Source organism: Halomonas sp. BC04, from assembly GCF_000568385.1.
The window spans coordinates 1-12,184 of sequence record NZ_AZQX01000101.1 but is presented as its reverse complement, the minus strand read 5'-3'; the positions used below and the strand labels follow the sequence as shown (position 1 = coordinate 12,184).

Genomic DNA, 12,184 nt, shown 5'->3' with positions numbered 1-12,184 from the left:
CACGACGCCGTGGCCTGGGGCTTCGCCCGGGCCGCCGATGCGCTGGGCGTGGATCTGTTGCAGAACACCGAGGTCACCGGCTTCAAGATTCGCGACGGTCGCGTCTTTGGCGTGCACACCAACCGTGGCGACATCGAGGCGAAGACCGTGGGCTGTGTGGCGGCGGGCAACTCCGGGGTGCTGGCAAAGATGGCCGGCTTCCGCCTGCCCATCGAGTCACACCCGCTGCAGGCGCTGGTCTCCGAGCCGCTCAAGCCCATTCTCGATACCGTGGTGATGTCCAACCACGTGCACGGCTATATCAGCCAGACCGACAAGGGCGACCTGGTGATCGGTGCCGGCATCGATGGCTACAACGGCTATGGCCAGCGCGGCAGCTACCCCACCGTGGAGCACACCCTGCAGGCCATCGTCGAGATGTTCCCCATTTTCTCGCGGGTGCGCATGAACCGCCAGTGGGGCGGCATCGTCGACACCTGCCCGGACGCCTGCCCGATCCTCTCCGCCACGCCGGTGAAGGGGCTCTACTTCAACTGCGGCTGGGGCACCGGCGGCTTCAAGGCCACCCCGGGCTCGGGGCATGTCTTCGCCTGGACCCTGGCCAAGAACCAGGCACATCCGCTGGCGGCCCCGTTCTCCATCGACCGTTTCCATACCGGGGCCTTGGTTGACGAGCACGGCGCAGCCGGCGTCGCGCATTGAGAACTCAGTGAGAACAGGCGCTTCGAGATGAGCGCCGGGGGCAAGGCGAAGCGAGGGTCTTTTGCCATGGATGGCAAAAGTAGCGCCCAGGGATGGGTTCACAGCGCCCTCGCGCAGGCTTGTCGCCGGAGAAGCTCATCGGATGCCGGATTGTGAAAGTCTCTCCAAGGGAGAACCACCATGTTTCTGATCTACTGCCCCTACTGCGAGGAGTACCGCGAGGAAGAGGAGTTCCACGCCAAGGGCCAGGCGCATCTCGCCCGCCCGGCGGACCCCGAGGCCTGCTCCGACGAGCAATGGGGCGACTACCTGTTCTTCCGTGACAACCCGCGCGGCATCCACCACGAGCTGTGGGTCCACGCCGTCGGCTGTCGCAAGTTCTTCAACATCACGCGCAATACTGTGACCTACGACATATACGAGACCTACAAGATCGGCGAGTCGCCGTGCTTCACCGCTGAGCATCCCGAAGGCAAGCCCGCCGAGCAGGTCGCCGCTGAGAAAGTCGCCGCCGAGGCGGAAGCGGTTTCGCGTCAGGAAGGAGTCAAGGCATGAGCCAGTCGCTGAAACAGCCCAATCGTCTGCGTGAGGGCGGTCGCATCGATCGCGCTCGCACGCTGAGCTTCACCTTCAACGGCAAGCAGTACCAGGGCCATGCCGGCGACACCCTGGCCTCGGCGCTGCTGGCCAACGGGGTGGATATCGTCAACCGCAGCTTCAAGTATTCGCGGCCCCGCGGTATCGTCGCCGCCGGCGCCGAGGAGCCCAATGCGCTGGTCCAGCTGGGCAGCACCGAGGCCGCCCAGGTGCCCAACGTGCGCGCCACCCAGCAGGCGCTGTTCGACGGGCTCACGGCACAGAGCACCAACGGCTGGCCCAACGTCCAGCGCGATGTCATGAGCCTGGTGGGCAAGCTGGGCGGGCGCTTCATGCCGCCGGGCTTCTACTACAAGACCTTCATGGCTCCGGCCTCCATGTGGATGACCTATGAAAAGTTCATCCGCAAGGGCGCGGGGCTGGGTCGCAGCCCCATGGAGCGTGATCCCGACAGCTACGACCATCTCAACCAGCACTGCGATCTGCTGGTCATCGGCGCCGGCCCCGTGGGCCTCACGGCGGCGCTGACCGCTGCGCGCAGCGGTGCCCGGGTGATTCTCTGCGACGAGCAGGAGGAGATGGGTGGCTCGCTGCTCGACAGCCGTGAGACCCTCGACGGCCTGCCTGCGACCCAGTGGGCCGCACAGGTGCGGGAGGAGCTSGCCGGGCWCGGCAACGTCACCCTGCTGGCCCGCACCACCGCCCACGGCTACCACGACCACCACTTCGTGACCCTGCACGAGCGGCGTACCGAGCATCTCGGCGAGACCGCCCCGCTGGTCGACGGCTACCGCCCCAGCCGGTCGCGGATGCATCGCGTTCGAGCCGGTCAGGTACTGCTGGCCACCGGCGCTCACGAGCGGCCGCTGGTCTACGCGGGCAACGACGTGCCGGGCAACCTGGTCGCCGGCGCGTCTCCACCTATATCCGCCGCTACGGAGTGGTGCCGGGTAACAAGCTGGTGCTCTCCACCAGCAACGATTACGCCTATCGCACTGCCCTGGACTGGCTGGATGCCGGTCGCGAGGTGGTGGCCATCGTCGATGCACGCCAGGCGCCGGACGGCGAGCTGGTGGCACAGGCCCGCGCCCGTGGCATTCGCGTCATCGAAGGGGCGGCCGTACTGGAAGCCAAGGGCAGCACCCGRGTGAGTGGCGCCCGCGTCGCCACCATCGACCCCGCGGCCTTCACGGTCACCGGCCCGGCCGAGACCCTGGCCTGCGACACCATCGCCAGTTCCGGCGGCTACAGCCCGGTGATCCACCTGGCCTCCCACACCGGCGCGCGACCCACCTGGAGCGACGACGTTCTCGGCTTCGTGCCGAGCCTGGTGAAGGGCGTACACGCTGCCGGCAGCGCTCGGGGGATCCACGACCTGACCGAGGGTCTGGCCGACGGCATGGCCAAGGCCTGCGAGGCGCTCTCCGCGCTGGGCAAGTCTGCCGACGTTATCGCGCTGCCCCAGGTCGATGCCATTCGTGAAGGGGCCGCCTGCGCGCTCTATCAGGTACCCCACGAGAAGCCGACCCTGCGCGCGCCCAAGCAGTTCGTCGACCTGCAGAACGACGTCACCGCGGCGGCCATCGAGCTGGCCACCCGCGAGGGCTTCGAGTCCATCGAGCACGTCAAACGCTACACCGCCATGGGCTTCGGTACCGACCAGGCAAGCTCGGCAATATCAACGGTATGGCCATCGCTGCCCGCTGCCTGGGCAAGTCGATCCCCGAGGTGGGCACCACGGTATTCCGGCCCAACTACACGCCGGTCACCTTCGGCGCCATCGCCGGCCGCCATTGCCGCGACCTCTTCGACCCCGAGCGTTACACCGCCATGCACCAGTGGCACGTGGAAAACGGCGCCGAGTTCGAGGACGTGGGCCAGTGGAAGCGCCCCTGGTATTTTCCACAAACGGTCAACGGCAAGCAGGAGACCATGCATGATGCCGTGACCCGCGAGTGCCTGGCGGTGCGCGAGAAGGTCGGCATCCTCGATGCCTCCACGCTGGGCAAGATCGACATCCAGGGGCCGGATGCCCGGGAGTTCCTCAACCGCATTTACACCAACAAGTGGACCAAGCTCGAAATCGGCCGTGCCCGCTACGGGCTGATGTGTCGGGAAGACGGCATGCTGATGGACGACGGCACCACCAGTTGCCTGGGTGAGAACCACTTCCTGATGACCACCACCACCGGCGGTGCCGCCGGGGTGATGGAGTGGCTGGAGTTGTGGCACCAGACCGAGTGGCCGGAGCTGAACGTTACCTTCACCTCGGTGACCGACCACTGGGCGACCATGACCATCACCGGGCCGGAGGCGCGCAACCTGCTCGCCGAGATCACCGACATCGATCTCGATCGTGACACCTTCAAGTTCATGGACTGGCGCGAGGGCAAGGTGGCCGAGGTGCCGGCACGGGTGTTCCGCATCTCCTTCACCGGCGAGCTCGCCTATGAGATCAACGTCCAGGCCAACTACGCCCTGCATGTCTGGAAGACCCTGTTCCAGCACGGCGAGAAGTACGGCCTGACGCCCTATGGCACCGAGACCATGCACGTCCTGCGCGCCGAGAAGGGCTTTATCATCGCCGGCCAGGACACCGACGGTTCGGTGACCCCGGAGGACCTGGGGATGCAGTGGGCTATCGGCTATGACAAGCCCTACTCCTGGGTGGGCAAGCGGGCCCTGTCGCGCTCCGATACCCGGCGCACCAACCGCAAGCAGCTGGTTGGCCTCAAGCCAAGGACCCGACGGTGGTGCTGGAGGAGGGCGCCCAGATCGTCTTCGATCCCGACCACGCCATCCCCATGCCCATGATGGGTCATGTGACCTCGAGCTACTACAGCCCGACCCTCAGGAGCGGCTTTGCCCTCGCCGTGGTCAAGGGCGGCCAGTCGCGCATGGGTGAGACCGTCTACCTGCCCATGGCCGACGGCAAGACCCACGCCGCGGAAATCGTCGGCCCGATCTTCTACGACCCCAAGGGAGCGCGCCAGCATGTCTGAACAAACCGCCAACTGGTTCAACCTCTACGACGCTCGCCCCGACACCGAGGTGCCGGCCGAGTCCCCGCTGGCCTGGTCCTACCAGAACAGCGGCCTCCCGAGCGTCAGCCAGAAGAGCCGCGTGGTGCTGCGCGAGCGGGCCATGCTCGGCCACCTGATCCTGCGCGGCGGCGCCATCGTACTCGACGAGGCCGTGCGCCAGGTGCTCGGCTTCGGCCTGCCGGGGCGTCCCAACGCGCTCAGCCAGGACGACAGCGGCGAGCGCTCGATCCAGTGGCTCTCGCCGGACGAGTGGCTGCTGATCGTCCCCGGTGGCGAGGAGTTCGCCCTTGAGGGTAAGCTGCGCGAGGCCTTGGGTGACGCCCACTACGCCATCGTCAACGTCAGCGGCGGCCAGACCCTGATCGAGCTCGAGGGAGAGTATGCACGGGAACTCCTGATGAAATCGACGCCCTACGACGTCCACCCCGACGCCTTCCCGGTGGGCAAGGGCGTCACCACGGTGTTCGCCAAGGCCAACCTGATCCTGCGTCGCCCTACCGAGGGTCGCTGGGAACTGGTGCTGCGTAGAAGCTTTGCCGATTACTGCTATCGCTGGTTGCTGGACGCCGGCGCGGAATACACCATCGGCGTCGAGGCCTGACAGTGGCGGGGCCGGCAGCCGCCGGCCCCTTCGGGAGAGCAAACCATGCAAGACAACAATCGCTGGGTTCTGACGGCCCAGTGTCCGAGCCGACTCGGCACTGTGGACGTGGTGACACGTTTTTTGAAGGAGCAGCGCTGTTATATCACCGAGCAGCAATCCTTCGATGACAGCTTGAGCGGCCAGTTCTTTATTCGCACGGAATTCAGGCCGGAAGCCGAGGGATTCGATGCCAAGACGTTCCAGGCCGGGTTTGCCGAGCGCGCCGCCGAGTTCGAGATGACCTTCGAGCTGACGCCGCCGGGCCGTTGCCTGCCGGTGGTGATCATGGTCTCCAAGGCTGACCACTGCTTGAACGACCTGCTCTATCGCTATCGCACCGGCCAGTTGCCGATCGATATCCGTGCCATCGTCTCCAACCACCCCGACCTGGGGCCGCTGGCGGAGTGGCACGGTATTCCCTACCACCACTTCCCGGTCACGCCGGAGACCAAGCCCGAGCAGGAGGCGCAGGTGGGGGAGGTGGTCGATGCGACCGGCGCCGAGCTGGTGATCCTGGCCCGCTACATGCAGGTGCTCTCCAGTGAGATGTGCACCAGGCTCTCCGGCCGGGCGATCAATATCCACCACTCGCTGCTGCCGGGCTTCAAGGCGCGCGCCCCTACCACCAGGCCTACGAAAAGGGTGTGAAGCTGGTCGGTGCCACCGCCCACTACATCAACGACGACCTGGACGAGGGGCCGATCATCACCCAGGGCGTGGAGCCGGTGAGTCATACCGACTACCCGGAGGATCTCGTCGCCAAGGGGCGCGACATCGAATGCCTCACCCTGGCCCGGGCGGTGGCCCTGCACGTGGAGCGGCGGGTCTTCCTGCATGCCAGCCGCACCGTGGTCTTCGACCGTTAGCGACCCGATGGGAATGACATAGGGGCGGTGCAACTCTGTGGGTTGCCCAATTTCCTGGTGACTCCTGATTAGTTAAGCGTTTTCTGATCGATTGAAGCGTCGGGTGACGTGAAACAGATCAAGACGCTAAGCATTAAAGATGGGTAAAATCCCTGCCGATAATCAAAAAACGATACCGCTCTGGGCAGGGGGAGCATGAACGGAACAATACGTTGTTTGGCTTTTTGCATGGCCGGGCTGTGGAGCGCTGGGGTGCAGGCCAATTTCGAGCCTTCCTCGACGCTGGAGGAGGGCATGGAGCCGGCGTTTTCTCAGGCCGGATTCCTCTATTCGCTCGATGCCATGGCGATGCCGGCCGGCTTGGCAGCGGATGAGGTCTGGGTCAGTGTGGACCTCAAGGGTCGCCTGGTGACGGTCTACCGGGGTGAGTATGTGATGAAGCGGATCGAGCATCTGGCCTACGGGGCCGGGGGCGCGGCCCCGTTGCGGGCGAAGGGAAGCTCCATGACGCCACTGGGTGAGTTCCGTGTAGATCGGATCAACCGTGCCTCGCGCTTCGGTCTCTTCTTCGGTATCGACTATCCCAATGCCGAGGTGGCCTCCGAAGCGCTGCGTATCGGCAAGATCACATCCGAGGAGTATCACTATATCGAAGCCTACCGGGCACGCCATGGCAGGGCACCGCACACCACGGCCCTCGGCGGCCTGATCGGCCTGCATGGGCTGGGTAGTGGCGATCCCGATGTGCACCGAAGCTTCGACTGGACGGAAGGGTGTGTCGCCGTCGACAACTACCAGATCCGTGCGCTGGACCCCTGGCTTAACATAGGCACTCGGGTCGTGATTCGGGGCTAATCCGGCTGAGGAAGGAAGTGCGTGGTATTGACGCAGAGGCGGTCACGCCCCTGATGCTTGGCGTGATAGAGGCTGTCGTCGGCACGCTGGATGATCTGCCACGGATCGCGGTCGCTGTCTCGGAGCTCGCTGAGCCCCAGGCTCAGCGTGTAGCGGATCAAGCCGGCATCGGTCTGCACGATATGCGCCCGATTGAGCTCGAGGATGCGCTGAGCCACCAGGTAGGCCTCCTCGAGGCTCGTTTCAGGTAGCACCACCACGAACTCTTCACCGCCGTAGCGGGCGAGGTGGTCCTGGGTGCGAAGCCCGCTGCGGGTCACCCTGACGATCTCCTTTAGCACCTGGTCGCCCACCAGGTGGCCGAACTCATCGTTGACCTGCTTGAAGTTATCCACATCCATCAGGATGACCGTTAGCGCATGGCCAGCGCGCCGTGAGCGTTGAAACTCCTGATGCAGTTGCTGCTCGAAGAGGCGTCGATTCCCAGCCCCTGTCAACCCATCCTGATCGGCCAGTCGCTGCAGCGCCGCTTCGGCCTCCCGACGCCGTTGGACCTCCTCCTTCAGTCGTCGGTTGGTGATGAACAGATAGCCGGCAAGCCCGGCCACGACTGTCACCCCGCTTATGATGGGCAGAAGCCAGCGCCAGAGCTTGAGCAGCAGGGTGGCAATGCCCGGGGGGTCTGGCCGGAACAGGAAGCTGTCCAGATCATAGGCATCGATCATGCCCATGGCCTGGTAGAGGTTGCCGATACTCTGCCAGCGCTGCGGGTTGCTGTAGCCGATCTCGATCAGGTCTGGCTGCATCAGCTCTCGAATCTGCTCGGCCTCATGCAGCAGCAGGTCGCGATCGATATCACCATGTCGCCTGGGGTACTCCGCCAGGATCAGGTCCACGGTCTCCTCGGTGTTTTCAAAAGCATACAGCCAGCCCCGGATGGCGGCCTCACGGAAGGCTGTGACACGTTCGGGGTGCTGCTCCAGCATTGCCTGGCGGGTGAAGAGCAGGTCGCCATAGAAATCAATGCCGTAGTCGGCAGGTCGGATGACCACCGGTTCTTCGCCCTGGCGACGAACGTGATAAGGGCCATCGGTCGAGTAGGCCGGTATCAGCTGTGTCAGGCCTGAGTAGAGGTCCTGCAGGTTCCAGCTCGGTGCCGAGTTGTCCAGCGCCTCGATGTCGACCCCGGCGGCGAGGAAGGTGGCCAGCGTTTCGGCACTGATACGCTCATCCACCCCCGGCAGCGTGACGCTGATGGGGCGATGGCCGATCTCCTCCAGCCGCGAGAAGCCGAAGCGCTCCAGGGTCAGGAATACCAGCGGCGATCGTTGCATGATATTGGCCACCACCAGCACCGGCTCGCCGCGGGCATGATGCATGAGCAGGTCCGAGCGGGACACGCCGAAGTCGGCCTGGCCGCTCACGACTTCCCGCACTGGATCCAACGCTTGTCCGGGAGAGGCGTAGCCACCGTCACGGATCTCGACATCGAGGCCGACTTCCTGGAAGTAACCCTGCGCCTTGGCCGCGTAGTAGCCGGCAAACTGAAACTGGTGATACCACAGCAGCTGCAGGGAGACCGGCGTCAGCGGCGCCTGACTGGCCGGTAGTGGCCGCGGTGAGGCAAGCAGGCCCAGTGCCAGCAGCAGCGTGACACACACAGTCAGGAGGCACCTGCCGGAACGCTTGGGCATAGTTGCCCCCAATGGGATAGATGACTCACCAAGTGTAACCAGAATGATACGGGAAGACAGCTGTTCTGGGGCGACGCTGTGGGATATGCGATGGCGTCACCCGGCGGGGCTTCGGTGATAGCGAGAGCTATGCCGTTTATTCCTCGTTTATTGGCTGATAGGGCGGCAGGTACAGCGCGTAAGCTCTGGAGCCAACACGCTGGCGCTGGGCCAGCCCAATCTGTTGCCTGCCGTGAGGCAAGGAGGAGCCGCAGCACGGCATGCTGTGACGACCCATGCTGACCTATCGATATACAAGATTCCTGGTCCTTCCAGCCGTCGTCCTGACGCTGACCGCCTGCGGCGGCGGTGGAGGCGGCGGCACCAAGCCGACCAACGACAAGGGGGTTCACGAGCCCGAGATCAAGCCCACTCGGCTGTCCCACGGAGATGGCTCCGTTCTGGTCGGCGTTGCCGATACCGGCTTTCGCATCACCCACGAGACCCTGGCCCCTTCCCTCTACGCCACGGCAAACCTGGTGGACGGAAGCGGGGATGTCAGCGGCGATGAGGACCACGGCACGGCCGTGGCATCGCTGACTACCCTGGGTACGAGCGAGCCTCAGCTCTACCTGGCCAAGGTTTCCAGCCCCGGCTCTCCCGGCCGCGCTGCGGTCAATGTGTTGGATTACAGCGTCGGCTTTCTGGCCGACGAAGGCGCACGAGTGATCAACCACAGCTGGAGCGGGCGCTATCATGCCCCCAGCCCTTCCGCCTCCTACCTGGGCGTGAAGTCACTGGACTCGCTCCAGCGGATCGTGACCAGCAATGACGGCCTGGGTTCGGTCTATGTCATCTCGGCGGGTAACGATGGCGAGGCACTGGCATCCTCCAACCCGATTCATCAGTATCAGGACATCTACGCCAGGATGCTCATCGTGGGTGGCTCCACGCTCAACAAGCAGGGCGAGCTCGTGCTCAAGGCACGGAGCAACCATCCCGGTGAGGATGACGCCTGGCAGGCGAGATTCCTGACCGCCCCCTGGGCACAGACAGCTGCCACTGCCGACCGTGATGACAGCTATGCCATTTGGGGGGGCACGTCGATAGCGGCGCCACAGGTGGCCCAGTATGCGTCGGCAATGATCGAAATGTGGCCCCATCTGGATGCCGTGACCGTATCCAAGCGACTGCTGGAAACGGCCGATCGCAGCTCTCCGCTCTATGGCGATACCAGCTGCGGCAGCGGTGGTAACGTGGATTGCGGCTTCTACTATCTTGGCCAGGGCGAAGCAGACATCGTGGCGGCACTCGAGCCGGACGGTTCGCTGGCGCTGGCTGCGGGAAGCCATGTCGATGGTGCTTCCTACTCGCCTGGGGAAAGCTTTGCACAGCTTTCCGCTGCCTATGGCGATAGCCTGGCCCAGAGCGGCGTGCTCAAGGATGTAGCGGTATTCGACAAGCTCGGGCGGGACTACCGTATCGACCTGTCGGAGCATAGCGGCTACCGCGAACAGCGCCAAAGCGTGTTGCGCGAAAATCTGGCACGCATCTCGGTTTCCTCTACACAGCGGCGGCAGACGGTCGAAAGCGACCTGGGCCCTCTGCGCTTCACCTCGAGCCTCAATGGCCATGGCGACACGCTCGCCAGTCGTTTCGATGGCAGCCTGGGCAAGAGTGCCTGGACCCTCTTTCAGTTCAGCGGTAGCGAAGTGGATCCGATGAGTGCCTACGGCGAGTCCGGTTTCATGTCGCTGCTCTCGTTCCAGGGCGGTTCGGACCTGACGAGTCCCCTGGATACCGTCAGGGGGCTGCGTACCGAATACCCCCTGAACGGGCGGCTGGATCTCGTGGCCAAGCACTGGTCCGGCGGCGCGGCCGATGAAGTGCGCCCCCTGGGTGGCAACTACCGGGCCGCTCGTACGGACGTCGGGCTGCGTGTGGGCGTCACGGATCGCATCGGAGTCACCGCTACCGTGGGCACTCTTGAAGAGTCGCATGGCCTGTTGGGTGGCCAGGGTAGCGGTGCCCTCTCGCTAGGCGAGCGCAATCGTACCGGCTTCGGTAGCCTCGTCGTCGACGCCACCCTGGGCGGGCAGTGGCAGGCGTTCGCTCATTTCGATCGCGGCTGGGGCGACGCCGAGGGTAACGGCTTCATACAGCACATCGACAACATCCGTGCCGAGGAACTGGGGATGGGGCTGCAGTGGTCTGGCGCACGCCATAGTGCTGCCCTGGCGTATCGTCAGCCCATGCGGGTCAGCGAAGCGACGGCGTCGTTGTCGGTACCGGTGGGTCGAACACTGGATGGCCGGGTGGTCCATGAAGAGCGCACGGTCGACCTTTCCCCTAGCGGGCGTCAGCAGGATATCGAACTGGGCTACCGTTTCCAGACCGTCAGGCGCGGTGTCCTGCAGCTGAACCTGAACCACACGCTGGAACCGGCGCATGATCGTGCTGCCCGCTCGGATACCGCGGCGGTACTCAACTATGAGGTGACGTTCTGAGCGGCTTGGTGCGTTAAAGGCGCCGAATCTCGATCAGATGGCCGATGATGGGGTAGCCGGCTTTCTTGGCGGCCTTTTCGGCTTCCAGCTGTGCCTCGAGTTTGGAAATGCTGCTTGAGTGGTGCTCGAAGACGCTGTCCTGCTCGAGAGACCGGGTACGTACGGCTAGCCTGACAAGATGTCCCGTCTTGTACGAACTGGCCGATTGCCCCGGCGACCTGGCTTCCCGGTCGGGTGTGGGGCGGGTCGGTCGCTGGCTTTCCTGCTTGGGGTTTTGAAAGGCGTTGATTTCACGCCGCATGGACTCTTCAAATTCCTGTAGTTCTGTCTTCATTGGCTCTCTATACGTCGGTAAGGTAATCAAGAATAAGGTAAGTGGTAGTGAGTATCAGTTTCGCTACTCAAGGAGTCGGCAATAGAATGGCCATGTAATATAACCGGTTGGGCCGCGGCTTGACGATGTAATGACCGCGTGTCGCCCCAGAACAAAAGTGACGAGGACAAGCTTTGAAGGGCAGGAGTCGGGCGGATCAAGGCCCTTGCTTGGCTCAAGCCATCGCTTCGCTATCACTAGTCGCTCGAAAACCTGGCCCGCTGCTCCATGACGCGCAGCATTGGCGCCACCCCGCGAAACTCGCTTGATTAGCGAGTCAATTCAATAACCCAGGTTATGCGTCGTTCGCCGGGAGTGTCGAATAAACAGCGCCGGCGGTTCACTCTTTCGCAGTTGGAAAAGCATGGCAGTTCTGGAGCATATCCAAACCTTGGTTGCCGAACAACCTGAAAAGGTTGATCCCGCTTTCGGCTCGTGACGAGCTGACATGGACTGGCTCGAGTCACACGGTGGGGGCCGGGCTTCGCAGGTGGTGACCAGCCGTCGGGATCTGGTGGCTGCCAAGACACGGCGAATGCGCCATGATGGTGTGAGTGTACCCGCGCAGGAGCCGTCGATGCCATTTCCGTTTATCTTCCCCAAGGGGCGCCTGAGGCTTGTTTGTCTGGCTTGCGCGCTCATGTCGAGCGCCATTGCCGTTCAGGCCGATACCTGCCCCGCTCCCGGCCAGTGGTTGCAGCCCGAGGGAGCGCGCCTGGCGCCGGATGCCCTCTTTGCCGAGCTGGCCGAGCGCGATGTGGTGCTGCTTGGTGAGCGGCACGACGACATGGATCATCATCGTTGGCAGCTGCATACCCTGGCAGGCCTGCATGGACGGCGGCCGGATATGGTGATCGCCCTGGAAATGCTGCCGCGAGAAGCTCAACCAGCGCTCGATGCCTGGGTGGCAGGCGAGCTCGGTGA

At 64.1% G+C, this 12,184-nt stretch carries 11 protein-coding genes and 2 pseudogenes; 11 read left to right on the top strand and 2 right to left on the bottom strand.

Annotation, left to right across the window (positions count from 1 at the left end; genetic code table 11):
* The 9 genes and pseudogenes from Q427_RS07435 to Q427_RS07410 all read left to right on the top strand — a co-directional run.
* On the top strand, positions 1 to 702 hold a 702-nt coding region (locus Q427_RS07435; protein WP_043512495.1), incomplete at its 5' end, for an FAD-dependent oxidoreductase.
* A 180-nt stretch (positions 703 to 882) separates the two neighbouring features.
* Entirely contained in the window at positions 883 to 1,257 is a 375-nt protein-coding gene (locus Q427_RS07430) for a sarcosine oxidase subunit delta (protein ID WP_043512488.1), read from the top strand.
* Positions 1,254 to 2,450, top strand: a complete 1,197-nt coding sequence (locus tag Q427_RS33545) for a 2Fe-2S iron-sulfur cluster-binding protein (RefSeq protein WP_231613512.1) — start codon at positions 1,254 to 1,256, stop codon at positions 2,448 to 2,450. The genes Q427_RS07430 and Q427_RS33545 overlap by 4 nt, the downstream gene beginning before the upstream one ends.
* Positions 2,451 to 2,698: 248 nt before the next feature.
* Positions 2,699 to 3,043: pseudogene (locus Q427_RS33540) on the top strand (hypothetical protein); the annotation flags it as partial.
* Complete coding sequence (locus Q427_RS33535) at positions 2,986 to 4,113, top strand: hypothetical protein (RefSeq protein WP_231613511.1); 1,128 nt, start codon at positions 2,986 to 2,988, stop codon at positions 4,111 to 4,113. The pseudogene Q427_RS33540 and the gene Q427_RS33535, both read left to right, overlap by 58 nt.
* The gene (locus tag Q427_RS33530) at positions 4,053 to 4,301 is read left to right on the top strand and encodes a glycine cleavage T C-terminal barrel domain-containing protein (protein WP_231613510.1); all 249 of its coding nucleotides are present in this window, start codon (positions 4,053 to 4,055) and stop codon (positions 4,299 to 4,301) included. Before Q427_RS33535 ends, Q427_RS33530 begins: the two co-directional genes overlap by 61 nt.
* Positions 4,294 to 4,944, top strand: a complete 651-nt coding sequence (locus tag Q427_RS07420; RefSeq protein ID WP_043512486.1) for a sarcosine oxidase subunit gamma — start codon at positions 4,294 to 4,296, stop codon at positions 4,942 to 4,944. The genes Q427_RS33530 and Q427_RS07420 overlap by 8 nt, the downstream gene beginning before the upstream one ends.
* 45 nt (positions 4,945 to 4,989) lie before the next feature.
* Positions 4,990 to 5,852 (top strand): annotated as a pseudogene (locus Q427_RS07415) (formyltetrahydrofolate deformylase).
* Positions 5,853 to 6,104: 252 nt separating this feature from the next.
* Positions 6,105 to 6,707, top strand: a complete 603-nt coding sequence (locus tag Q427_RS07410) for a L,D-transpeptidase (protein WP_051496208.1) — start codon at positions 6,105 to 6,107, stop codon at positions 6,705 to 6,707.
* Here Q427_RS07410 and Q427_RS07405 read toward each other — a convergent pair.
* Positions 6,704 to 8,401 carry a GGDEF domain-containing protein gene (locus Q427_RS07405; protein ID WP_081785875.1) on the bottom strand — a complete coding sequence of 566 codons (1,698 nt, stop codon included), beginning with the start codon at positions 8,399 to 8,401 and terminating at the stop codon, positions 6,704 to 6,706. The two genes, Q427_RS07410 and Q427_RS07405, sit on opposite strands and share 4 nt — an antisense overlap.
* Positions 8,402 to 8,676: 275 nt before the next feature.
* Between Q427_RS07405 and Q427_RS07400 the strand changes: the two genes are divergently transcribed.
* Entirely contained in the window at positions 8,677 to 10,887 is a 2,211-nt protein-coding gene (locus tag Q427_RS07400) for a S8 family serine peptidase (RefSeq protein ID WP_051496207.1), read from the top strand.
* A 13-nt stretch (positions 10,888 to 10,900) separates the two neighbouring features.
* Here Q427_RS07400 and Q427_RS07395 read toward each other — a convergent pair whose 3' ends face one another.
* Positions 10,901 to 11,221: a hypothetical protein gene (locus Q427_RS07395; RefSeq protein ID WP_043512480.1), complete on the bottom strand. Its 321-nt coding sequence runs from the start codon at positions 11,219 to 11,221 to the stop codon at positions 10,901 to 10,903.
* A 616-nt stretch (positions 11,222 to 11,837) separates the two neighbouring features.
* Here Q427_RS07395 and Q427_RS29870 point away from each other — a divergent pair.
* On the top strand, positions 11,838 to 12,184 hold a 347-nt coding region (locus tag Q427_RS29870; protein ID WP_197030537.1), incomplete at its 3' end, for a ChaN family lipoprotein.